Consider the following 23,804-nt stretch of genomic DNA (forward strand, 5'->3'; position numbering starts at 1 on the left):
CTTTAACAATGAACAACCCGGCCATACTCTGTATGGCCGGGTTGTTCATTGTTAAACATCAATCAATTATGTGCACAATGGAATTACTGTTCCATGTCTTGAAGCCCTCTGGAAAAGTTCACGAATACTTCAAAAAGATCCGCATCAACACACTGGTCAGCTGCCATCATAATATCCTCTCTGGTAATACCTTCAACTTTTGAAAGTGAATATATACCTTGTGCCATCATGGCCACATTTTGCACCAGCATTAGAAGCACACCAGATACCTCTGCACCATGCTTCGTTTCCATAAGGAGCAGAGCCCTGCCTGCACATTTCATAAAGCAATTTATTAACTGCCTAGCTTGCGGTACAGTGAACTCCTCAAGATTATTAAACTGTTCTAATTCACTCTTCTGCTCTTCCATCACCTGCTTGATAACATCTTCAATAGCTTCCTTGGACAACTTCTGCTGTGTTTTCTGATCTGATGCAAGCGCGCCTGCAATTCGGATTACGTTACGAACGGTGTTTTCCAGAATCAGTAACCCATTATCATCCGCGATAAATTCCATCTCATCAGGGTTAACAAGCTGCTGCTGACCTGCAACCATACCGAGTATGTGTGTCGGTACAATCGTGGCACGGCCCCAGTCTATAAAGGTCACAGCATCAGGATTATCATTACTGCCCATGAAGTTTCCGAACTGGACATCTGTATGGATAAAACCAGTTTTCGAAGCGGTTTTTAACCATGAGTTAGCAGCTGTCAGATAGAGTTTCAGTGCACGCTTTGGATCATTCTCCTTGATCTGAAGCATGTTCCCACCATCAATGTAATCCATAACCAGCACGTCCTTGGTCGAGACATCTTTATGGATACCGGGTACTCTGGCTCGATCGGCCAAACCAAGCATCTTGTTCGCTTCTTCAAAGGTTTCCATGTAGAACTTTTCATAGTCCAGGTCACACTCTTTCTCATAAGCTTCCAGAAACCAGTCAACCTTGTCACCTATAACCTTTTTAAGTTCTTCAGGAATCATAAGCAGACCCAACAGCTCGAAATACATAGTGATAAACGCTCTGATTTCTGCGAACTCCGCTCGAGTACTACTCTTCACAATTTTAATAACAACATTTTGATCCGGTTCTCCGTTCTTCCCTTTGCGAACTGCTTTATGTACTTGAGCCACACTGCCCGTTCCAATTGGCTGAGGGTCAATGACAAACTCATCCCTGTGAGACTTTAGAACTTCATCAAACCTTTTATTCATAACCTCAGTTTTTTCAGCAGGACAATCATGAAGGAGATGCTCAACAGCTTCCTCATATTCTGTTGGCAGTGCTCCCAACATGTACACACATTGGACAAATTTTATACCAATCGCTCCAAGTTTTTCTGCAGCCTTTGCAAATAGTTCTGGTGAAATTTCCTGATTACGTGATCTCTTATAAGCAACTTGAACAGCTACTGAACCGGCCTTCCATAATCCCCTGTGAGTATTAATCCAATGCTTAGTTGCACAAGCTACAACATTACTGGAATTCTCGATAACCTTGGCAGCATCCAGTGTCTGGATACCTTTCAGTGTTTTCTGTCTGAATTCAGCATACTCTCTTTCCTTTGCTGCAAGCTGTTCTGGTGTTGGATCTACGCCCATTGGCTCAGATCCATTCGCACCTGTACCACCTGTTTCCATTGGTTCAGGGCCAGTTGTACCTGTAGTTGGTCCCTGAGATGTCGGTGTTGACGAAGCTGGCGTAGAGGCAGAGCTTCCAGGCTGCGGAATCTGATTAGCAGTAGAAGTCTGGACTGAAGCCTGTCGCTGCGCCCGAAGGTTTTTCCATTGATCCAAAGTGAGAGCATAACCCGCTGGATTATGTTGATGACGCCTTCTAAGCTGGCGGATTTCTTGACGTCTTGTCTGCCTTGACCCCATTTTTCCTGCTTCTGGAGTTCCTGTTGAAGCATTAGGTGTAGTTGTTTGATCTGTACTGGTTGCTGGAACCGGCTGTACAGGTGATTGACTTACATTGGCAGCCATTTTTCTTTCCCCATTTATGGATTTAATAACAAGCGGGGATATAGAGCCTGCACTGTAAAATTTGTTTCAACAGAGGTGTTAGCAGGGATAACCAAAAAGGTGCCCGACCGGACACCATTGAAATAAAATAGTGTATTTACAATAACTTTATCGCGGTCAGCATTGGCTGCTGCACTCAGAATGGCGGCCAAAAATTGCTGCTTCCAGATTACTTGATGGCTTGCCAAGATCGGCTGGAAAATCTGCCGCCAGCCAGGAGAAATAGCCGTCACGGTAATAATAGATATTTTTATAGCCCCATGCAGAGGCCATATAAGTAGCCATGGCTGCCCGCATCGAGTGTGGACCATTGCCATAGATCACGACCGGATCATCCCGCTCCACAAAGCCCTCATACCGGAGAAGGCTGAACGTTGACCGCAGATCAAAATGATGAGCGCCTTTGACCCGCCCCCAGCGCCACTTATTCCGGTTTCGAACATCAATAAAGGTTGTTCCCTGTTCAAAAAGCTCTCGTGCTTTGAGGGTGTCAATAGTGATGGCCCCATCAACAGAAGCCGGGGCTTCACCTGCCAGAGGCCGGGAAGCCACACCCAAAAAAAACAGAGTAAACATCAGAAGCCGCATCATAATGACATCCTTGTCTTGGGATTCTGGATCCATCTAAACCCTGAAGAGAATCACTTCCAGTTCTGCAGCCTGCCGCGTAAGCGCAGAGCCGCCTGACTGTGAATCTGGCTCACTCTGGATTCACTGACTCCCAGAAGTTTGCCAATCTCTTTCAGGTTTAACTCCTTTTCATAATAGAGAGTTAAAACCAGTTGTTCCCTTTCAGGCAAGGTTTTTATCGCATTCAGCAGCGCCTGTCGGAATTTTTCATCCTGGAGGTCTGCATCCGGCGTATTTCCATCACCTGGACGCTGTAACCGGGATTCCTCACTGTCGAACATATCCTCGAAACTGAACAGGCGGCAACCCCTGAGATCCTTAACCATATTAAAGTACTCATCGAGGGAGACCTGCAGCTCTGCCGCCACCTCAGCATCCCTGGCATCCCTACCAAGCCGGGCTTCAACATGCTGAATGGCTTCACTGACCCGTCTGGAGTTGCGATAAACTGAACGAGGCCCCCAGTCACCACGGCGGATCTCATCAAGCATGGCTCCACGTATGCGAATACCGGCAAAGGTCTCAAAACTGGCACCTTTGGAGGCATCATACTTTCCTGCTGCTTCCAGCAAACCGACCATTCCTGCCTGAACCAGATCATCAACCTGAACACTGGCTGGCATTCTGGCAGACAGGTGGCGGGCTATTCTTTTCACCAGCGGTGCATGCTTGGTAACTGTTTCCGTACGCTCGGCAAGGCTCAGCTGCTTACGTTTACTGTTGTCATTGGAGTTTTGTACCAGAGCTTCCATTCTCAGATTCCTCCTGCACAAACAGTCTGTTCAAGAAAGAACGTCATACCACCCGGAACAGCCCTGCTCAGGCGACGACGATCAAGTGTTTCTGCCAGAAGCTGCAGGGACCGTGCTGCCCTGGAGTCCGGTCTTGACTGCATAATGGTCTGATAGTTAACACTGGATTTGGCGATATCCTGATCAAACGGCACCTGCCCACAATGACGAAGAACCAGATCCTGGTCGAAACCCAGTTTCTCCTGCAAAGCTTCCATCAGGGCATGTCCTTCCCTCTGCCGCTTGATCATATTGGTAACAATGCCGAACTGCTGAATACCACAGAAATTACGAAGGGAACGTATGTAGTCAGCAGCATCAGCCTGAGCAACCGGATCAGGTGTCAGCACAACCATAACTTCACCTGCAGCCTGTGCCAGCTGAAGGTCGGTAGGTGACAACCCTCCAGATGTATCAATAAGGAGGTAATCAATTTCCCCTGCCAGCTGGTCTATAGCATGAATCAGCCCTGACATACGTCCATGGCAGAGTTCAGCATCTTCTGGCTTACCACGGCCACCGGGAATTAACTGTACCCCTTCAGCCCCGGTAATCAGGGTTTCTGAAACAGTGCATTTCCCGGCCAAAACATCAGAAATAGTCTTTTCTGGTTGCTGTCCGGTTAATAACTCAATATTAGCGAGACCAAAGTCGGCATCGAGAATAACAACTCGTCGTCCCATACGTGCCAGTGCTTCGGCGAGATTCAGTGTCAGAAAGCTTTTCCCAACACCACCCTTGCCACTGGCAAGGGCAATAACTCTTGCAGGTTTCACGTCCATAGTCCTTTATGATTCACTCCAAATAGATAGGGTTGTGCGCCATCCTTGGCGCGAACAATCTATCTATTGCAGTGACTGTGCCAACTTGTGAATCATAGAGAGAAATAAGCCACAAAACTCCTAAATCAATGTTTTAAAAGAATAAATTAAACGACTACTGAAGAGTTCATTCCTAGAGAATACAGATCAGAACCGGTTTTCTCGATTGGATTTTGACATGTCAAAACAGCAACGCCAGTTAACTGCCGTGATTAAAAAATCACGGCGTACTTCTTCGTCAGTTACCTGTCGTTTATAAGAAAATATTTTGCTTAATTCAGAAGAGATGTCGTGTATAAGTGCAATAAGAAAGAGCTAAAGAAATACAGCTGAAACGCTATCCAAGACAGCGTTTCAGCAAGTAATAAGAAGAGGCTTTAAAAAGAGGGGGTAATTCAGGGTTTCAGCAAATCTTTGAACTTTTTGATTGAACGACTATCTGGCTCATTCTGGGGAAGTAACTGCTCATAATCTCCAAGCAATACGATTTTACCCGGAGAGACTCCCAGCAGAAGTTGCCGTTCACCAGCCTGTACAACGACAACGCGATCTCTTCCTCCTAAAGGCAATGCAGAGATCACTTTCATGCCAGCAGTACCAGGAGCAAGGCCTGGCTGCCAGCGCTTAAGCATCCAGGAGCAGAAAAACAGCAGACAGATAACTAATACGAAAATAGCAATAGACTGCATCAGCTCCCAGAAGTCAGGCCCCTGATTTTGGGTCTCACTATCAGTACTTGGAATTATCGTATTGATAGAGACAGGTTCACCACCGAAAACCAGTGATGAACCCGCTAATAGAAAAGTCTTAAGAAGAAGGAGAGTTATCTGTCTGTTCATAGCGATTCAGGCCATACTTCCTCATTTTTTCTACCAGAGTAGTACGTCGCACCTGCAGTTTGTCTGCAGCGCGTGCCACAACATTACTGCAATCATCCAGTGCCTGCCTGATCAGCTTACGCTCAAGGTCTGACAAAAACTCTTTCAGGTTCAGACCATTAACCGGCAATACCGCCAGTTCATCTAGTCCGCCAATACCGGGAGGTTGAATAGTTGTCGGGAACATTTCGGCAACCCCCGATTCCTGAGAGTTCTCTGTTGATGCCTTGCGGAACCGCCCAGGCAACTCATCAAGACCAATCACTCCCATTGGGTACATGATCGCCAGGCGCTCGACAAGATTGGCCAGCTCCCTGACATTTCCCGGCCACTCATAGCGACAAAGAGAAAGAATAGCGGCAGAACTGAAGCGTACAGAACCACGCTGCTCGCGCTCCATTCGATTAATCAGATCATTCAAGATCAGGGGAACATCTTCAACCCGATTTCTAAGGGCTGACATTTCGATTGGGAACACATTCAAGCGGTAGTAAAGATCTTCCCGGAATTTTCCTTCCGCTACCATCTCTTCCAGATTGCAGTGTGTTGCCGCAATAATCCTGACATCTGCATCAATTGATGCCGTACCACCCACCCGCTCAAATTTCTTTTCCTGCAGCACTCTAAGAAGCTTCACTTGCATAGTGAGAGGCATATCACCGATCTCATCCAGAAACAGTGTTCCACCTTCAGCGAGTTCGAAACGGCCTTTACGCGCTGCAATCGCGCCGGTAAACGCCCCTTTTTCGTGGCCGAACAATTCACTTTCAAGCAAATCCGGAGGAATAGCACCACAGTTAACCGGTACAAATGGCTTCTCTTTTCTGGAGGAGTGCTCGTGGAGATTACAAGCTACAACTTCCTTGCCCGTGCCGGATTCACCGGTAATCAGGACATTGACATCTTTGTCCATCACCTGGGCCATCAGCACACGAACATGGCGAATACTGCGACTGTTACCAACCAGGTTCCGAAACAGCTGAGCATCGTGATGGCCGGCCAGAACCTGTCCCTGACGGCAGTGAATCCTGTACACCTGCACCATATGCAGGGCATCAACAATCTGGCTGTATGTCAGCGGATGTTCCAGCTCCCCAACCACCTGCCGACGCAGGCTACCTTGAAGGCCTACCCGGCTGAAAGATCCATTGATAAGGATTGGCAAAGCCGGACAGTGCCGGTTGAGCTGTTTTAAGATATCGAGAGTGCGTGGTGAGCGGCCAACAATAACTGCCAGGCAGTCCTCTGGAGCCACAGTGATACGTGTTTCCCAGCCACCGGCTCCGGAGAGCACGATATCATGACCCAGGAATTCAAGAATTGTACGGAGCTTGTGCCTCTGCTGCTGGTCATCTTCGATGACGAGTATCCGGCTTGAATCACCCATGTTGCTAATCATCCATGTCTTGCAATGACTCTGTCGGGACAAACAGCAGCACGATAGAGACGTGAATAAAGCTGAAACGTCGTTTAGACGCGTTTATTACCAGTTAAGGCGGTAGCTTTTGGTTCGTCAAACCATGACCAGAAATGTTGTAATAATTCCCTAACAGAATGATTTCAGACAAAAAAAACGCCATATCAATGGCGGTTAAGCAGTACAGATTGCATGTATAACGTGCCCCTGTCACCAGGAAAGACATCTCATAATTTCACTTCGATAATTCACTTATGAATGACACCCTGTGCTGAGTCAATAAAGCTCATCTTCACCCTCATATTCTGCATCGGCTCCATACTCATCATACAAATCATATTCTTCTTCATTTTCTTCAAGGCCTCCATCATTTTCCGGCACAAACTCGTCTGTTCCATTATTAATATCTGACTCGATGGGCTGCCAGCCGGAATCCAGTGATTCATTGCGTTGCTGCCCGGGGCGGTCTTTTGAATTTCGACCATAACTCCTCTGAGGCTGCTCTGCTCCCTCTCCATCCATTTGATCATACTGGTATTCTTCTGGCAGTCCCGGCTCATCTTCAGGGCTTAACGACTCTTCTTCCTCTTCATACTCCTGATACCCGCTGTTTTCATAATCCTCATCTTCATCCAGATAATTCTCAGGATCATCCCAGGTTTCATACCCTGTTGAATCAGAGTCATCAGACCACCCCCAGCCTTCTTCATCAGCCAGAACAAGCAGGAAAGGAATAGCAACTGCCAGCACCAAAACAATCAGTAAACCTGTCAGTATTTTTCTTCTACTCATCCCTAAGCAACCCGAACGAAAGATACATTGAAATAAAAAGCGGCCATGGCCGCTTTTTATTGAGGTTATTCAATCAGAACTTGTATTCTGCCCGTACATAAACATTGTCTGAATGGAAACCTTTACGCCAGTTACGCTCATAACCAGTCGTCATTTCAAAACGCTCATCTTCGACAAAGGTCACACCAGCAGAAGCCGTCCAGGTGGTTTTCTCAGGATCAATACCCTTAGCTACGAAAGTATCTCCTCCAGAAACAAAGCGGGACTGTACTTCAACACCTTCTCCAGAGAAGTCATGCCAGCCTGACACCTTCACTTCAGGAATAACCTCTGTCTCGTTGTACTGGAAGCTTCTGCTGACTCCAACGCCCAGACCTGCTTCAATAATTTCGTAGCGCTGTTTACCCATTTCCAGTGCAGCCGCAGAGCCCTTTTCCTTGTAGGCATCGATATCAAAGCGACCATAGTGGAGACCAACAAGAGGAGTCACGGCCCACTCATGAAACATCACGGTCTGGCTTAGAACAGCCTTGATTCCGTATTGCTTGGAATCAAAGTCAGACGTGGCTTCATTCAAAACAGCATTTTCAACATCAAAGAAACGCTCTCTGCTGTTTTTGTGCAGGCCATAACTCAGGAAGACGTCAAGATTGGTATCACTTTCAGGATCGACATACCAGCGACCATAGAGTGTGGCCATATAGGTATCCATCTCCGTATTATCTCTCACTTCGTTCTTGTTGACAGAGGCCTGGCCAACAGAGATAGCCGCCCCAGCCATTAAGTCATGCCCCAGTTCCATATCCATACCCATGGTGAAACCGGAAATACGACTGGTATAACCCCTCAAGGTAGTGTCATCTGAGCGTTTGCGGTCATCCTGTTCACCTTCACCATAAAGACCCTGCACCCAGAGAGTCTTTCCATCAAGCAGGGAACCAGCATTCATGCCTGATCCTGGGGAGATGGTATTCAGTCTTTTAGCAATATTCTGATGAGAAAGATCCTGGGCATCCTGAGCCAGCGCTATGGCTCCACCATTAGTGGTTGGTGCCAGCTCTTCGGCGAATTCAACGGTATTTGCCAGTCCAACTTTTGAAGCAACAGCTTTGTACAAGGTTGTATTAGGGGATAGTGTCGCTGATTTGTAGGCCTTGGATGCATTCTCACTTCCGCCGCCGTTACGAATGATATCTTCTGGCAGGGAGCTATTTCTTGTCACGGTAACGGAGAGAGTGCCTCCATTACTGGCTGATGGGGTACCGAGATCATAAAGCTCGGAAGCAACAACAATATTCGAGGCTGCCGTAACAGTATTTGCATCAACTTTGCTAATTACACTGACAGTTGCTGTTGTGAAACTCCTGTCAGGCACAATAACCACTTTACCATTGGAAAGATTAGCATTATGTGTGTGCATTGTAATAATTGGGCCTGTTGATGAGTTACTTACGCCGACCCTCAGCTCTGCATTTTCCCTCAAATTTAAAGGAGCATCTCTGACTTCCAAATCATCCGTAAACAAACTTGCTCCAGAAAGAACCTCTAGCTGTCTAGTAATCGTTCCTGCTGATGCAAACTCTAATTCACCTGAAATACTACTGGCGTTTTTCAATGCCCGCACAATATCAATATTATTCACTGTACCACTATAACTACCGCCGGTTAGAAATATGTAGTCCCGTGCAGAGTCATCATAAAGATTAATTGTCCCAGACATGGAACCGTCCTCAAGACCAAGGGTCAATGCTCCACCCACTACATTGTAATTAATGGCCGTAGCCGCTGTGATCGTGCCTCTGTTTGTAACATGCAATCGTTTTCCGGCGGTGGAATCCGCTGATATAAGGACGCCTCCATCAGCGTTTAACACGCCATTATTATCAATTTTGTAATAAGCACCACTACCAAGCCTGAAAACAGATAGGGCACCACCCAGGTTGATGTTTGCAGAGTTGGTGAAAGTACATGAATGACTTGAATTATGACAGGAAGAAGAAAAGAAAGACCCTGATTTTTCCAGAGAAAAAACCGGCTCAGGTCCTGACGTACCAGTTACATCCCTAACATAAGTCTGACTCCCTGTGACAACTAATGCCGCAGCCGATGCTGAGCTGGCTGCTCCAAAACTAATTGCAGTTATTGCTACAGCAAGAGTCGCTTTCCGAAAGCCATTCCTTGGCATGGTCTTATTCCTGTTTACATAAACACATATTTTTCAATGTAGTTACATTGACATAACATGCAAAAAACAAGAACTCATTTTTAGAAGCGACGATTTCTCAGTGCTCACAGCCTCTCAACAACAACACTGCCAATTGAGTACCCCGCTCCAAATGAACATAAAACACCCTTTGTTCCTGTGGGAAGATTGGGCTTGGTTTTATGAAAAGCGATCACCGATCCCGCTGAACTGGTATTTGCATATTCATCGAGAATGACGGGGGCTTCTTCAGGGCAGGGCTCCCGACCAAGAACTCTGCGGGCAACCAGCTGATTCATGGAAAGATTGGCCTGATGCAACCATAACCGGTCAATTTCGGCCACCTCCATCGATAAAGCCTGCAGATGCCCGGTTATATGCTTGGCCACCTGAGGGCAGACTTCCTTGAAAACCTTTCGCCCATTCTGAATAAACAGTTTGTCAACTGCACCAATTCCTTCTTCAGCAGCATTATTGAGAAAACCAAAATTATTGCGGATATTATTGGAATACTGGGTCCAGAGATGGGTTCCCAATACTGCCCACCCCTCCTTTCCTGCCAACTCTGTGGATTCCAGTACTGATGCAGTACAGGCATCACCAAAAATAAAGTGGCTGTCACGATCACGAAAATTTAAATGAGCTGTGCAAATCTCTGGATTTACCGTCAAGATCCGCCGTGCACCTCCAGCCCTTATCAAATCACTCGCTATTTTCAAACCAAATGTCGCCGAAGAGCAGGCCACGTTCATATCAAATGCCAAGCCAGAAGCCCCCAGATAATGCTGAATCTCGACAGCCATTGCCGGATAGGGACGCTGCAGGTTAGAGCAGGCCACAATCACACCATCCAGATCGCTCCCAGCGATACCAGCCTCCTTCAGCGCCTGATCTGCGGCAGCCAAAGCCATATCGCACTGGATGGATGGCTCATCATTACTGCGTTCGGGAATTCTTGGTTTCATTCGCTCAGGATCCAGAATACCCTCACGATCCATCACATAGCGGCTGCGAATACCGGAAGCTTTTTCAATAAAAGCACTGCTGCTCTCCTGCAAAGGCTCAACAGTTCCATTATCTATAGCATTTTGATTGTGATGGTTTTCAGCAGTCACCCACTGATTAAATGAGTCAACCAGCTCATCATTGGTAATTGAATAAGGCGGTGTATAAAGCCCGGTTCCAGTGATAACGACTTCAGCCACTTATGACCCCCACTGTTATTCTGATTTCGCTGGCATGAAGAAGAGTACCAGCTTTTATTATTGCAACAAATGGTATAGCAGGAGATGAACAGTGAAAACAGCAGAAAACGATCCAAAAAAAATCTGTAAGAATTGGACAAAAGAACTGGCACAACCGGCCAACTCTTATGCCACTACGAGGGGGAGTATTATGGAATAGCGATTTCTTCCCAGACTTTTCGCAAGCGCTTGTCTGAAACAGGTATACGGGTCTTCAATGTCTGGGCAAACAAAGACACCCGGTACTCTTCCAGCATCCAGCGATACTGCCAAAGGGTCTTATCAATAATATGAACCTTGGCTAAGGCTTCACGGCGAGCATTCCAGGCATCATGGAGATGCTGAAGTTCATCGACATAGACCCGATCCCGATTGTAGTTGGCACCCAGTTTATCCAGCCGCAGCTCGACAGCCTGCAGATAACGGGGAAACTGCTCCAGCCACTCCAGAGGGGTCTGACGCAGGAAGCCTTTATACAGAAGGTTCTTTAACTGCGCCTGAATATCCGACATTGACAGGGCCACCTGAAAAGAGATTTTTCCTTTCAGGCGCTTTTGAATGGCTGTATGGCGGGTAAAGATATCCAGAAGAAGTTTGTCCAGTGACTCAGCAAAGGCAACCAGCTCACTCTTGTAGCGTGCCACCAGAGTACGGAAGTCTGTTTCATTACGTGGCCACTCAGCCTCATTGGCCAGAAATACCTGACGAATCACAAACAGTTCAATATCTTCCAGAAGTGCAGTTTTGGGAACCGCATTCACCGCCAGCACTGTAATTCGATTCAGATTTTTCATCTGCTTGAGCATAAAGCGAACCTGCTCGGGCATAGAAAGGCGAATCAGGCGAGCCAGCCCCCAGATCATCTCGTCCCTGGCAAGTTCAGGGCTGTCGAACAGACGAAGGGCAACAGAGCTCTTCTCATCCACCAGTGCAGGATAGGATTTAAACAGAAGTCCGCCTCGGGTCTGACTGATCTCTTGCGGCAACTCTCCGATCGTCCAGCTGGTAATGCCTGATTGCTCCAGACCACGATCGGTTATATCCCGCAAACTGGCCTGGGCCTTACCGGCAAACTTCTCACGCAGCCTGACCATATCCCGCCCCTGTCCAAGAACACGACCATCGTCATCCAAAACGCGAATATTCATCTGGAAATGCTGATCCAGGGTTTCCGGCTTCCAGGCATCTTCAGGAATTCGGGTCCCCGTCATACGGAAAAGTTTCACACCCAGCATCTCGGTCAGAGACTCACCGCAGGCATTCAGCCCTTCCATAGCTGCCTTGGCAAAATCCGGAACCGGAACAAAATTCTTACGAATCTGTTTGGGAAGCGAACGAATCAAGGCAATAACCTTCCCTTCCAGCATGCCCGGCACCAGCCATTCCAGGCGTTTGCGTGACAGTTTCTGTATCAGGGAAACCGGCACCGAGACAGTCACCCCATCATCGTCTTCTCCTGGAGCAAAATGATAGGTTAGAGGCAACTCCATACCTTCCCACTTCAGGCGATCCGGATACTGCACAGCTGTCACATGGGCAGCATCATGCTGCATCAGGTATTCACGGGTCAGATACAGACACTGGGAATCTCCCCGTTCAGCCTTTTTACGCCAGGTTTCAAAACCGGCTCCATTGACAATATCTGCCGGAACTCGTTCGCTATAAAAGGCAAACAGTGTTTCAGGATCAGCCAGAATATCCTGCCGACGTGACTTGGCTTCCAGTTCCTCAACTTCTTCAATCAGCTTCTGGTTGTGTTTGAAGAAAGGAGCATTACTGGTGTACTGACCGGCAACCAGCCCTTCACGCAGCAACAGTTCCCGGGAAACCACCGGATCAATGGTTCCGTAATGAACCTTGCGACGGGAATAAATCACCAGCCCGTATAGCGTGGCCTGCTCATAGGCCACAGCTCTGGCCTGTTTCTTCTCCCAGTGCGGCTCAAACCAGTTGCGCTTGATCAAATGTCCTGCGAGAGGCTCAATCCAGGACGGTTCGATTTTGGCAACGACCCGGGCATAGAGTTTGGATGTTTCCACCAGCTCTGCTGCCATCACCCATTTCGGCTTGCGTTTAAACAGGCCGGAACCGGGGAACACCCAGAATTTGCGATTACGGGCTCCAAGATAGTCAGCTTCTTCGGTTTTATTACCAAGATGGCTGAGCAAGCCTGTCAGAAGAGCCTTATGCACATCCGCATAGGAAGCCACTTCGCTGTTATGGCGCAGCTTAAGATCTTTGCATACCAGCGTCAGCTGACGGTGCATATCCTTCCATTCCCGCATTCGCATAAAACTCAGAAACTGGTTTTTGCACAACTTTCGCAGTTGACTGGAAGACAATTCCTGACGCTGTTGTTCATACCAGCTCCACAGATTTACAAAGGTCAGGAAATCAGAATCATCATCGTAAAACTCACGATGTTTCTGATCCGATGCCTGTTTTTTCTCTGCAGGCCGTTCGCGTGGATCCTGAACACTGAGGGCGCTGGCAATAATCAGTAGCTCTTCAAGGGCATTGGTATCGTGGGATGCCAGCAACATACGGCCAAGACGCGGATCTATTGGCAGCTGAGACAACTGGCGCCCAGTTCGAGTCAACCGGTTATCATTGCTAACAGCACCCAACTCCTGCAGTAACCGGTAACCATCGTTAATCGCTTTATTGTCAGGACGATCCACAAACGGGAAGCGAGTGACATCACCCAGCCCCATTTTCAACATCTGCAGAATAACGGCCGCCAGATTGGTCCGCAGGATTTCTGCATCGGTAAATTCTGGGCGGCTGTAGAAGTCAGCTTCATCATAAAGACGGATACAGACACCCTCTGCCACACGACCACAGCGCCCCTTACGCTGATTGGCTGATGCCTGTGAAACAGCTTCAACCGGCAGGCGCTGCACCTTGCCGCGTATACTGTAACGACTGATCCGGGCCGTGCCCGGGTCAATGACATAATGAATACCCGGAACCGTCAGGGAAGTTTCAGCAACGTTGGTCGAGAGAATCACCCGCCGGCCAGAGTGCGGTTTGAAAATCCGGTTCTGTTCGGCATTGGAAAGGCGGGCATAGAGCGGCAGTATTTCTGTATCCCGAAGCTTTCTATCCCGAAGAAACTTGGCTGTTTCCCTGATATCCCGCTCACCGGGAAGAAAGATCAGCACATCACCCAGTCGGTGCCCGATACCTCCCCGTTCAAGGTCTTCAATTTCCTGCAGGGCCTGGTAAATACCATGCATCTGCCGTTCATCGGCATCCTTGGCCTCAACATCGAGATCAGCCAATGAGCGATATAAAACCTCAACCGGATAAGTACGCCCGGAAACCTCAATCACCGGCGCATTATCAAAATGTTTGGAGAAACGTTCTACATCAATTGTTGCCGAGGTAATGATCAGCTTGAGATCAGGGCGTTTGGGCAGAATGACTTTGAGATAACCCAGCAGAAAATCAATATTGAGGCTGCGTTCATGGGCCTCATCAATAATCAACGTGTCATAGTTATTGAGAAAACGGTCGTTCTGGATTTCTGCCAGCAGAATACCGTCGGTCATCAATTTGACCCGGGTCTGCTCACTGACCTGATCGGTAAAACGCACCTGGTAACCAACCTGGCCACCCAGTTCCGTTTCCAGTTCTTCAGCAATACGGTTGGCAACAGAGCGTGCTGCCAGACGGCGTGGCTGGGTATGACCAATCTGGCCATGAATGCCCTGCCCCAGTTCCAGGCATATTTTGGGAAGCTGGGTGGTTTTACCTGAACCGGTTTCACCGGCAACAATAACCACCTGGTTTTCGGCAATCAGGCGAGCAATATCATCTTTTTTCTGGACAACTGGCAGACTGTCCTGCCAGTTCAGCTTAACCTGCTGGTCTCTACGAAGTTCCACCTGGGCACAGGAGCGCTCAAGGCGATGGTGAAAACGCCCACGCTCCTTACCCGACAGCCGACGCCAGTTGCGCCACTGACGCTGTAGCCAATAACGATCTTTAGTAAGACTGTCCTTGATATCAGCAGCAATCGCTGCCCGGTCTTTACGACTTTCCTGTTCTGTCATTTCAGCGCAGTAATTTCTCTCTCAACCTGCCTGAAACAAAACAATCAATGCATTCAGACTAGGCAGCATCATCGGTATTATTTGGTCCGACAAGTTCTGACTTCATGGCCAGACGGGCCAGTTCATCATTACGCAGCACCCGGCGCAGAACCTTGCCGACATTGGATAGAGGAAGTGAATCCCGGAAAACAACAACCTTGGGTACTGTATAACCCACCGCATATTCCCGGAAGTGCTTGCGAATATCGCCGGTTTCACGGCATGGAATGCCAATGGCGGCACATTGTTCAATATCCAGTTGGCGCACAAGTATATCTTCAAGTTCACTGGGATACACTTTAAATCCGGAAACAATAATGGTGTCTTTTTTCCGGTCAACAATTCGGCGGTAGCCATCGTCCTGCATAATGGCAATATCACTAGTTCTCAGCCAACCCTCTTTGGTCAGTGTATTTTCGGTTTCATCCGGGCGATTCCAGTAGCCTTCATTACCTGCGGACCTTTTACCCACAATTCACCCGGTTCCCCTGGCTTAACTTCAGTGCCGTTATCTTCAAAGATCTAAATTTTTGTTGCAGGTAATAGCTTGCCAACAGCTCCAAGGTGGTTATGGGTTATTGTGCTCAGTGTTACGGCAGGTGAGGCCTTTGTCAGTCCATAGGCTTCATAAATGGTGCCGCCAGTGACATCTTCCCACTGTCTGGCGGTTTCCATCTGCAGGGCCATACCGCCTGACATGGTCATTTTCAGATGGGTAAAATCGAGCCTGCGAAACTCAGGATTATTCAGCAGCCCATTAAATATGTATTCAAACCAACAAGGACGGTAAAAGAGTAGATGTGGTACAGAGGCAAGGGGGGCCACCAGCAACTCTTTCCTTCAACAATATCCCGCCCAACCATCATCATGCCCTGTCGGGCATTGGCCAGAACAACAAGCGCCTGGGCCCCGGAATCCTGAAACTGGTGTTCCATTTCAGCCTCGGTATAGAGCGGATTGGTATTCACCACGATCAAACCGGCTTTCAGGGCACCAAAGGTCGTCACTGGAAACTGCATCACATTGGGAAGCTGTATGGCAATCCTGTCACCAGGACTGAGGTTAGTTTCTTTTTTGATCCAGCCGGCAAAGTGCGAGCTCAGCTCATCAAGTTCCCCGAAGGTTATCGTGTGCCCAAGGTTGGAAAAGGCAGGGTAACTTGCAAACCTTTTACTGGACCACTTGAGAACACCCAGAACCGACTTATATGGCATGCCATAGAGGTCAGAAAAATCACCATGTGAACCCGTATCTTCGGGGGGAGCTACTCATAAACCGGCAGCAGATAAGGACAACTGAAACCGGGAGGAATGGTAATATCTCTCACAATAATGAGGAGCGGACTATCAGTCTTCCGGGTGACATCCAGTTCGAATATGTATCAGCTTGTTGTAGGTTTTATTTGCATAAGGAAATGGAAGCCTGACTCCGGATAAGCAAGATTAGCCGAGGTCAGGATAAATGCCGGAGAATTATTTTGTCAGGGCAGGTTCTTCATTCAGTTTTGCCAGCTCTTCATCTCGCAGCTGACGTCGCAAGATTTTACCGATATTGCTCACCGGCAGTTCATCACGGAACTCTATGATTTTGGGTACCTTGTAACCGGTCACATACTGACGGAAATGACTGCGAATATCATCCGGGGTCAGTGTCGCATTATCGGCAACAACAAAAATCTTGATACGCTCTCCGGTCTTGGAACATGGCACACCAATAGCAGCACACTGCACCACATCCGGATGACGGGCCAGTACATCCTCAAGCTCATTGGGGTAAACATTAAAACCGGACACGCTGATCATATCTTTCTTGCGATCCACAATACGGACGTAACCACTCTCGTCAATCGTGGCAATATCACCGGTACTCAGCCAGCCATCGTTACTAAGTGTTTTAGCAGTTTCTTCAGGCCGCTGCCAGTACCCCTTCATGACCTGCGGACCTTTGATGCAGAGTTCCCCAGCTTCACCCAGAGGCAGCTCATCCCACTCATCATTGATAATTTTCAGCTGAGTAGAGGACAGTGGAATACCAATAGTACCCAAACGATTATCGATCAGAGGATTCAGAGTCACCACAGGAGATGCCTCCGTCATGCCATAACCTTCGTTAATGTCACAGCCGGTCATATCCTTCCAACGTCGGGCAGTATTCATCTGCAGAGCCATACCGCCAGACAAAGTCATTTTCAGACGTCGGAAGTCCAGATGCTGAAAATCCGGGTTATTCATAAGGCCATTAAAGAGGGTATTCAGGCCAACCATCATGGTGTAAGGATACTTTTTCAGATCCTTAACAAAGGACTTCAAATCCCGCGGATTGGTAATCAGCAGGTTATGCATACCCGTTTTCAGGGCAACCATGCAGTGCACAGTAAACGAATAGATATGATACAGAGGCAAAGGCGCTACGATCAGTTCGCCACCAGTAGCAATATCTTTCTGCACCATGGCGTATATCTGCTCCATATTGGAGATAATATTGCCATGAGTCAGCTCTGCACCTTTGGCGATGCCGGTGGTTCCACCAGTATATTGGAGAACGGCGGTATCATTCTTATCTGCCTGATGGCGCTCAACCTTCCAGCGTGCTCCCTTGGACATCACTTCATTAAATGGAACAGCTGTTGGCAGATTAAAAGCGGGCACCATTTTTTGAACATGCTTAACCACACCATTAACGATAAATCGCTTGATGGGATTCAGCATATCGCCCACTTCGGTCACGATCACATGCTTGATAGATGTCTTTGGCAGAACAGCCTCTGCCAGATGAGCCATATTAGCCAGTACCACCAGCGCTTTCGCGCCTGAGTCCTTGAACTGGTGCTCCATTTCACACTCGGTGTAAAGTGGATTGGTGTTTACAACGATCAAACCAGCTTTTAGGGCACCAAAAGTGACGATGGGAAACTGCAGAAGGTTAGGAAGCTGAACAGCAATGCGGTCACCGGGCTGCAGGTCAGTCGCATTCTGCAGCCAGGCAGCAAACTGGTCACTCAGCTTGCCAATCTCACCATAGGTTAAAGTGCAACCTAAATTACTGAAGGCAGGCTTGTCGTGAAACTCCCGGCAAGCTTCATCAAGAACATCAAGAATTGAAGTGTATGATTCGCTGGTGATCTCTGCCGGGACACCTTCGGGATATTTGTCGGCCCAAAAGTTCCTGTTCATGATCTGACTCCTGACATACCTGTGCCTGTATTCATCAGCCCGGGATGAATTCCGGGCATCAGTCCCTGGTGAAAAAATCAGAGACGGGGAAACTTAAAGCTTGGGCGGAGATAGTGCCCAGCGGAAAAAACGAAGAGGCGAATAGTAACAGTTTTATAGGGTTTATATCCAGTTTTGCTGCGTTTTAGCGCGTAATTTGGCAGTATCTAGAACATTATCGAAGAAAATAAAAGCCACCAGCTTGCGGGAATCACCTCATGTCTGCCCATGAACTTCACTTACAAGCAAACGACGGCCACCAGATAACCGGCTACCACTGGCAACAGCCTGATTCAAAAGCGGTTATTCTCCTGCTGCACGGGATGACAGAACATGCCGCACGATACCGTTCTTTTGCAGAAACTCTGAATAAGGCAGGGTATTCCGTTGTCGCCCCAAACCACAGAGGACACGGACCACATATTCCCCAACAGCAGCTTGGGTGGTTTGCAGAGAGTAATGGCTGGCAGAAGGTACTTGGAGATATCTCTTTGGTGCACAGTTTTGTGACTGATCTATATCCTGATATACCAGTTATCTTGATGGGGCACAGCATGGGCAGCTTTCTTGCCCAAGCCTGGTTGTTGAATCGCCCAGAACCAGTATCAGGTACTATTCTCTCCGGCTCGAATTTTGCTCCCAGATTGTTACTGAAGCTGGGAAAGCTGGTCGCGATTCTTGAAAACGCCAGGCAGGGGACAAACGGTCACAGTAAACTGATTGACACACTTTCATTCGGCTCGTATAACAACGCGTTCAAACCTGTTCGCACCCCGTTTGACTGGCTTTCCCGAGATTCAGCCGAAGTGAACAAGTACATTGAAGATCCCTTGTGTGGCTTTTTATGCACCAATGTCATGTGGCTTGATCTGTTCAATGGATTGTTATCAATAACCTCCATTAAAGCGCTGAAGAACATTGATAACCGGCTACCCTTCTATATTTTCGGTGGTTCGAAAGATCCCGTAGGCCAACAGGGTAAAGGGCTGAAGCAACTGGCCAACTCATTGAGCAAAGCCGGTTCAGACAGTATTACCCTCGAAATTTGGCCGGAAGGCCGTCACGAGATGCTTAATGAAACCAATCGCCAGGAAGTGGTCATTAAGCTGCTTCAATGGCTGGATCAACAGGTACAGAATTTTCGTTCAACCGAAGCAGAAAACCACGGTTGATAGCAGTTTTAGTGAGGATATATCCGTGACCACTCTGGCAAACGTGCCTTTTGAAGTTTTGAAAGTCGGTGACAAGGCAACTTACCAGCGCACTCTGACTGAACGTGATCTCGTACTTTTTGCAGAAGTCTCTGGTGATCACAACCCTGTTCATCTGGACAAGGAGTACGCCAGCACATCTATGTTTGGCGAGCGTATTGCCCACGGAATGTGGACAGGTTCCCTGATTTCCGCCGCCCTGGCCATGAAACTGCCTGGACCTGGCGGAATTTATCGTGGACAGGAACTGAAGTTCCTTAAGCCGGTAAAACTGGGCGACACTCTGACCGTGGAACTGGAAGTGATCGAGATTAAGGAACGTGGCGGCAGAGCACTGATGTCCACCAATGTTGTCAACCAGGATGGTGTTTATGTGGTTAAAGGCACTGCGACCATTCTTCCCAGCAAGGGTGAGGTGATCTTAAATGCACCACAGATGCCCGCCATTCGCATCGAAGGCCTGGACGACTAACCATCTTCATACTTCGGGGCTGGCAACAGCTCCGCAGCTCTTACCATCCATCCATCCATCCATCCATTCATTTACTCTCCCACCCTTTTTTCATTAACAGCAAGCGCGGTTCGCTGCTTTGAACTAGTTTTATCTGGCACTCTCAGGAGGATGTCTCAATGCAACCGATCTGGGTACTCGTGGCCGATAACAGCCAGGCCAGCATGTATCACTTTCAACCACACCAGAAACAGCTCAGACTTCTCGACCGAATACAGCACGAAGAAGGTCGATGGCATAATCAGGATTTTATCACTGACGGGACGGGGCATGGCACGACAATCAACAATATGACCTCGATGGCCAACCGCGGGCTTGGAACGACCGACCGCTCCCCCAAAAATCAGGAAAACACTCGTTTTACCCAGCAAATCGCAGAAGCGATAAATAACGCTTACGACCAGCACAGTTTTGAGTCTTTGCAGATCTGTGCTCCCCCAAAGTTCCTGGGCGAACTTCTACCCAAACTAAAAAAATCAGTTCCCCTCAGTCATAAGGTGCCAAAGGATATGGTGCATGCAGACAGTGGATTGATCATGCAGCACCTGAACCCCCTGACCCTAAGCAAATAAAGATTTTCCGGGTGTAGTCAAACGCCCGGTTTAGATTATGCGAAAAGAAAACTTAACAGCATTGCGACAACTGCCTGCTATTGAAATTCCTGACCAGCAGAAATGAATCAATGCATGTCGTGGCCTCAGCGATCCAGATTAATCCACAGGAAAACCAAGGGACTTACCGGGCTGGTTGATCGTCATTTATACGAAGAACAGTCCTATTTGTACTGGCTCATAATCACCCCTTATTCTCAGAAACGGACAATGATCAGATGGTATCCTTGGTTCAAAATCAGGATATCGTTATGCCGGTCTATGCCCAGCCCCCCGAGATCAAAACTATTTATCAAGACCTAAGGGCAGGAGCCAGCGCAACTGACAGGGAAGGCATAGCATTCCTGATTCTGACGGGAAAATATCTTGGTTTCCTTCCCGAACACTATGCTTCCCGATGGATAAAGGAGCATAAAATGAGGGCTCTCTGCCCTGCCCACTTTAACCACACAACCCCATTTACCGATATCACTAGCAAAAGCACACCCGGCAATCTTGTTCTGGAGACATTCCTTGAGTTGATTGATAAGGAGATCCAGTCCCAGACTGCCTAGGGGGCGTTCTCAATTAAACGAAACTGATATCTTTTCCATTTTCACGATGATCAATATCACATAAAATCAGCAGTTTTGTTTGAACGGAAACAACCGGGCTGTCATGACCAAGGACACTTCGAGTACCAAAAAACACACCCCAATGATGCAGCAATACCTTCGCATCAAGCAGGAGCACCGCCATCAGCTGGTGTTCTACCGCATGGGGGATTTCTACGAACTGTTCTACGACGATGCCCGTAAAGCTGCCAGCCTTCTCGATATTACCCTGACTGCCCGGGGCCAGTCTGGCGGCGAGCCAATTCCCATGGCCGGTATCCCTTATCATGCCGCAGAAGGATATCTGTCACGGCTGGTGCGTATGGGTGAATCAGTGGCCATCTGCGAACAGGTTGGTGACCCAGCAACCAGCAAGGGGCCTGTTGAGCGCAAAGTTATGCGCATCCTGACACCAGGCACTGTCAGTGATGAAGCCCTGCTGGAGGAGCGTTCTGACAACTGGTTGATGGCCATCCATAGCCATGAGCAGCAATACGGTCTGTCCTGGCTGGATATTACCAGTGGCCGCTTCCGGGTTATGGAAGTCAGTGGTGAGGAAGCCTTTTTGAGTGAAATCCAGCGTTTGGGTCCACGGGAACTTCTGCTCAGTGAAGATCGCAACTATCCAGACAGCGTCGCCAAACGTTCGGGTGTAAACCGCCAGCCTCCCTGGTGCTTTGACCTGGATAGCGCCAAAGATCTACTAACCCGCCAGTTTGCCACCAAGGATCTAGCCGGTTTTGGCTGCGAGGATATGTCCGTTGCCCTGGAGGCCTCTGGCTGCCTGCTCCAGTACGTGCGCGATACCCAGCGTACAGAACTTCCTCATCTTCGCTCACTGTCTGTTGAGCTGCGTGAAGACACCGTGATTATGGATGCTGCCAGCCGCAGCAACCTTGAGCTGGATATCAACCTGAACGGCGGTAAGGATAATACTTTGCTGTCGGTGATGGATACGACATCCACAGCCATGGGCAGCCGACTGATGAGCCGCTGGCTGAACCGCCCACTGCGCAACAGGGAAAGACTGGAACAGCGCCAGAATGCTATCAGTGAACTTCTTGAACAGTACACCTATGAAAGCCTGAATCCGGTTCTGAAAGGCATTGGTGATATTGAACGAATCCTGGCTCGTGTTGCCCTGCGCTCAGCCCGCCCTAGAGACCTGGCACGTCTGCGCGATGCCCTCTCCTGCCTGCCGGAAGTGCAGAGTCTGCTGACAACAACCGCAGGGCAGTTACTGGGTGAGCTGTCTGAACGCATCAGTGTTTTTCCTGAAGAAGTCAATCTTCTGCAGAATGCCGTTATCGAAAACCCTCCAGTCGTGATTCGTGATGGCGGTGTGATTGCGGCGGGCTATGACAGTGAGCTGGATGAGCTGCGCTCCTTGAGCGAAAACGCTGGTGGCTACCTGCTGGAACTGGAGCAACGGGAGAAAGAGCGCACCGGCCTCAGCACTTTGAAGGTTGGCTTTAACCGTGTGCATGGCTACTACATTGAACTGAGTCGGCGGGAGTCTGATGAAGCCCCGGTTGACTATATCCGCCGCCAGACACTGAAGAACACCGAGCGCTTTATCACGCCGGAGTTAAAAGAGTTTGAAGACAAGGCCCTGTCCAGCAAGAGCCGCGCCCTGTCCCGCGAGAAAGCTCTGTATGAGGAGCTTCTGGAAAAGCTGAATGAAAATCTCGGCCGTCTGCAGGATTCGGCTTCTGCCATCGCCGAACTGGATGTTCTTACCAGCCTGACCGAGCGCAGTCAGACCCTGAACCTCTGCCGCCCGGAACTGACCGATAAAACAGGTATACATATTGATGAAGGTCGTCACCCCGTGGTCGAACAGGTGCTGGATGAGCCCTTTGTCGCCAACAGCCTGGAGATGAACAACGATCGTCGCATGCTGGTTATTACCGGCCCTAATATGGGTGGTAAATCGACCTATATGCGTCAAGCTGCTCTTATCGTTCTGCTGGCCCATATTGGCAGTTACGTGCCCGCAACCAGTGCCCGTATTGGCATGGTCGACCGCATCTTTACCCGTATCGGCTCATCGGACGACCTGGCCGGTGGCCGCTCGACCTTCATGGTGGAAATGACCGAAACAGCCAGCATTCTCCACAATGCCACTCAAAGAAGTCTGGTTTTGATGGATGAAGTGGGCCGCGGCACCAGCACCTTTGACGGCCTCTCCCTGGCCTGGGCCTGTGCCCGCCATCTGGCCGACAAGATCAAAGCCTTTACCCTGTTTGCAACCCACTATTTCGAACTGACCCAGCTGCCAGAAGAAACCACGGGCGTTGCCAACGTTCATCTGAATGCTACTGAGCACGGGGATTCCATCGTCTTCCTGCATGCGGTTCAGGAAGGACCAGCCAGCCAGAGTTATGGCCTACAGGTTGCCCAGCTGGCTGGCGTACCCAGAGATGTTATTCATTTGGCAAAAGGACGCCTGGAACAACTGGAAGCAGGTGAAAGTAACAACTCTTCTGAAGAGCGTGCCAAACGGAAACCAGTTAACTTTGTCAGCCCGCAGGTTGATATGTTCTCAAGACCGAGTCACCCAGCTGCCGACCGTCTGGAAGATGTTGACCCTGACAACCTTACCCCACGTCAGGCTTTGGAGCTGTTATATGAACTTAAAGAAATGGTATAAGGTCGATCAATGAGCGATTTGTTCCCTTTTGGGCAAGCTGATAGACTAGCCCGGCTGCCCGGGGACAGCTCAAA

At 48.7% G+C, this 23,804-nt stretch carries 19 protein-coding genes; 5 read left to right on the forward strand and 14 right to left on the reverse strand.

Features of this window, described 5'->3' with window-relative positions; genetic code table 11:
* Positions 1–83: 83 nt before the first annotated feature.
* From M3P05_RS04900 to M3P05_RS04960, 14 genes are all read right to left on the reverse strand, one after another.
* Positions 84–2,027: an AarF/UbiB family protein gene (locus tag M3P05_RS04900; protein WP_249698259.1), complete on the reverse strand. Its 1,944-nt coding sequence runs from the start codon at positions 2,025–2,027 to the stop codon at positions 84–86.
* Positions 2,028–2,183: 156 nt separating this feature from the next.
* Positions 2,184–2,690, reverse strand: a complete 507-nt coding sequence (locus tag M3P05_RS04905; protein ID WP_249698260.1) for a rhodanese-like domain-containing protein — start codon at positions 2,688–2,690, stop codon at positions 2,184–2,186.
* A 17-nt stretch (positions 2,691–2,707) separates the two neighbouring features.
* Positions 2,708–3,448, reverse strand: coding sequence for an RNA polymerase sigma factor FliA (locus M3P05_RS04910; RefSeq protein ID WP_249698262.1), 741 nt, complete (start codon positions 3,446–3,448; stop codon positions 2,708–2,710).
* A gap of 2 nt (positions 3,449–3,450) precedes the next feature.
* A complete protein-coding gene (locus tag M3P05_RS04915; RefSeq protein ID WP_249698263.1) occupies positions 3,451–4,263 on the reverse strand; it encodes a P-loop NTPase in 813 nt (270 codons plus the stop codon).
* Positions 4,264–4,703: 440 nt separating this feature from the next.
* The gene (gene fliO, locus M3P05_RS04920; protein WP_249698264.1) at positions 4,704–5,147 is read right to left on the reverse strand and encodes a flagellar biosynthetic protein FliO; all 444 of its coding nucleotides are present in this window, start codon (positions 5,145–5,147) and stop codon (positions 4,704–4,706) included.
* Positions 5,116–6,573 (reverse strand): sigma-54 dependent transcriptional regulator, encoded by a 1,458-nt coding sequence (locus M3P05_RS04925; RefSeq protein WP_249698265.1) that lies wholly within the window; start codon positions 6,571–6,573, stop codon positions 5,116–5,118. The genes fliO and M3P05_RS04925 overlap by 32 nt, the downstream gene beginning before the upstream one ends.
* Positions 6,574–6,879: 306 nt before the next feature.
* Positions 6,880–7,395 (reverse strand): hypothetical protein, encoded by a 516-nt coding sequence (locus M3P05_RS04930; protein ID WP_249698266.1) that lies wholly within the window; start codon positions 7,393–7,395, stop codon positions 6,880–6,882.
* A gap of 73 nt (positions 7,396–7,468) precedes the next feature.
* Complete coding sequence (locus M3P05_RS04935; protein WP_249698267.1) at positions 7,469–9,580, reverse strand: autotransporter family protein; 2,112 nt, start codon at positions 9,578–9,580, stop codon at positions 7,469–7,471.
* A gap of 104 nt (positions 9,581–9,684) precedes the next feature.
* Positions 9,685–10,803, reverse strand: coding sequence for a beta-ketoacyl-ACP synthase III (locus M3P05_RS04940; RefSeq protein ID WP_249698268.1), 1,119 nt, complete (start codon positions 10,801–10,803; stop codon positions 9,685–9,687).
* A gap of 188 nt (positions 10,804–10,991) precedes the next feature.
* Positions 10,992–14,900 (reverse strand): ATP-dependent RNA helicase HrpA, encoded by a 3,909-nt coding sequence (hrpA, locus tag M3P05_RS04945; RefSeq protein ID WP_249698269.1) that lies wholly within the window; start codon positions 14,898–14,900, stop codon positions 10,992–10,994.
* Positions 14,901–14,958: 58 nt separating this feature from the next.
* Complete coding sequence (locus M3P05_RS20885; RefSeq protein ID WP_332841998.1) at positions 14,959–15,411, reverse strand: acyl-CoA synthetase family protein; 453 nt, start codon at positions 15,409–15,411, stop codon at positions 14,959–14,961.
* Positions 15,412–15,461: 50 nt separating this feature from the next.
* On the reverse strand, positions 15,462–15,644 hold the full coding sequence (locus M3P05_RS21065; RefSeq protein WP_332841999.1) for an AMP-binding protein: 183 nt from the start codon (positions 15,642–15,644) through the stop codon (positions 15,462–15,464).
* Between the two features lie 41 nt (positions 15,645–15,685).
* Positions 15,686–16,153 (reverse strand): AMP-binding protein, encoded by a 468-nt coding sequence (locus tag M3P05_RS04955; RefSeq protein ID WP_408635864.1) that lies wholly within the window; start codon positions 16,151–16,153, stop codon positions 15,686–15,688.
* A 258-nt stretch (positions 16,154–16,411) separates the two neighbouring features.
* Positions 16,412–18,112, reverse strand: a complete 1,701-nt coding sequence (locus M3P05_RS04960) for an AMP-binding protein (RefSeq protein WP_249698270.1) — start codon at positions 18,110–18,112, stop codon at positions 16,412–16,414.
* Between the two features lie 257 nt (positions 18,113–18,369).
* Between M3P05_RS04960 and M3P05_RS04965 the strand changes: the two genes are divergently transcribed.
* From M3P05_RS04965 to mutS, 5 genes are all read left to right on the forward strand, one after another.
* Positions 18,370–19,323, forward strand: coding sequence for an alpha/beta fold hydrolase (locus M3P05_RS04965; RefSeq protein ID WP_249698271.1), 954 nt, complete (start codon positions 18,370–18,372; stop codon positions 19,321–19,323).
* Positions 19,324–19,348: 25 nt separating this feature from the next.
* A complete protein-coding gene (locus tag M3P05_RS04970; RefSeq protein ID WP_249698272.1) occupies positions 19,349–19,834 on the forward strand; it encodes a MaoC family dehydratase in 486 nt (161 codons plus the stop codon).
* Between the two features lie 158 nt (positions 19,835–19,992).
* The gene (locus M3P05_RS04975; RefSeq protein WP_249698274.1) at positions 19,993–20,445 is read left to right on the forward strand and encodes a host attachment protein; all 453 of its coding nucleotides are present in this window, start codon (positions 19,993–19,995) and stop codon (positions 20,443–20,445) included.
* Between the two features lie 257 nt (positions 20,446–20,702).
* The gene (locus M3P05_RS04980; protein WP_249698275.1) at positions 20,703–21,038 is read left to right on the forward strand and encodes a hypothetical protein; all 336 of its coding nucleotides are present in this window, start codon (positions 20,703–20,705) and stop codon (positions 21,036–21,038) included.
* 103 nt (positions 21,039–21,141) lie between these two features.
* Positions 21,142–23,730, forward strand: coding sequence for a DNA mismatch repair protein MutS (gene mutS / locus M3P05_RS04985; RefSeq protein WP_249698461.1), 2,589 nt, complete (start codon positions 21,142–21,144; stop codon positions 23,728–23,730).
* Positions 23,731–23,804 lie beyond the last annotated feature (74 nt).

It is taken from the genome of Parendozoicomonas callyspongiae (assembly GCF_023502345.1).
In the GTDB taxonomy this organism is placed as follows: Bacteria; Pseudomonadota; Gammaproteobacteria; order Pseudomonadales; family Endozoicomonadaceae; genus Sansalvadorimonas; species Sansalvadorimonas callyspongiae.

What these genes read in the sequence shown, in the direction of transcription:
- M3P05_RS04900 (WP_249698259.1), bottom strand. Translation starts at nt 2,027, where the DNA reads ATGGCTGCCAATGTAAGTCAATCACCTGTACAGCCGGTTCCAGCAACC.
- M3P05_RS04905 (WP_249698260.1), bottom strand. Translation starts at nt 2,690, where the DNA reads ATGGATCCAGAATCCCAAGACAAGGATGTCATTATGATGCGGCTTCTG.
- M3P05_RS04910 (WP_249698262.1), bottom strand. Translation starts at nt 3,448, where the DNA reads ATGGAAGCTCTGGTACAAAACTCCAATGACAACAGTAAACGTAAGCAG.
- fliO (WP_249698264.1), bottom strand. Translation starts at nt 5,147, where the DNA reads ATGAACAGACAGATAACTCTCCTTCTTCTTAAGACTTTTCTATTAGCG.
- M3P05_RS04925 (WP_249698265.1), bottom strand. Translation starts at nt 6,573, where the DNA reads ATGGGTGATTCAAGCCGGATACTCGTCATCGAAGATGACCAGCAGCAG.
- M3P05_RS04930 (WP_249698266.1), bottom strand. Translation starts at nt 7,395, where the DNA reads ATGAGTAGAAGAAAAATACTGACAGGTTTACTGATTGTTTTGGTGCTG.
- M3P05_RS04935 (WP_249698267.1), bottom strand. Translation starts at nt 9,580, where the DNA reads ATGCCAAGGAATGGCTTTCGGAAAGCGACTCTTGCTGTAGCAATAACT.
- hrpA (WP_249698269.1), bottom strand. Translation starts at nt 14,900, where the DNA reads ATGACAGAACAGGAAAGTCGTAAAGACCGGGCAGCGATTGCTGCTGAT.
- M3P05_RS21065 (WP_332841999.1), bottom strand. Translation starts at nt 15,644, where the DNA reads ATGACCATGTCAGGCGGTATGGCCCTGCAGATGGAAACCGCCAGACAG.
- M3P05_RS04955 (WP_408635864.1), bottom strand. Translation starts at nt 16,153, where the DNA reads ATGCCATATAAGTCGGTTCTGGGTGTTCTCAAGTGGTCCAGTAAAAGG.
- M3P05_RS04960 (WP_249698270.1), bottom strand. Translation starts at nt 18,112, where the DNA reads ATGAACAGGAACTTTTGGGCCGACAAATATCCCGAAGGTGTCCCGGCA.
- M3P05_RS04965 (WP_249698271.1), top strand. Translation starts at nt 18,370, where the DNA reads ATGTCTGCCCATGAACTTCACTTACAAGCAAACGACGGCCACCAGATA.
- M3P05_RS04975 (WP_249698274.1), top strand. Translation starts at nt 19,993, where the DNA reads ATGCAACCGATCTGGGTACTCGTGGCCGATAACAGCCAGGCCAGCATG.
- M3P05_RS04980 (WP_249698275.1), top strand. Translation starts at nt 20,703, where the DNA reads ATGGTATCCTTGGTTCAAAATCAGGATATCGTTATGCCGGTCTATGCC.
- mutS (WP_249698461.1), top strand. Translation starts at nt 21,142, where the DNA reads ATGACCAAGGACACTTCGAGTACCAAAAAACACACCCCAATGATGCAG.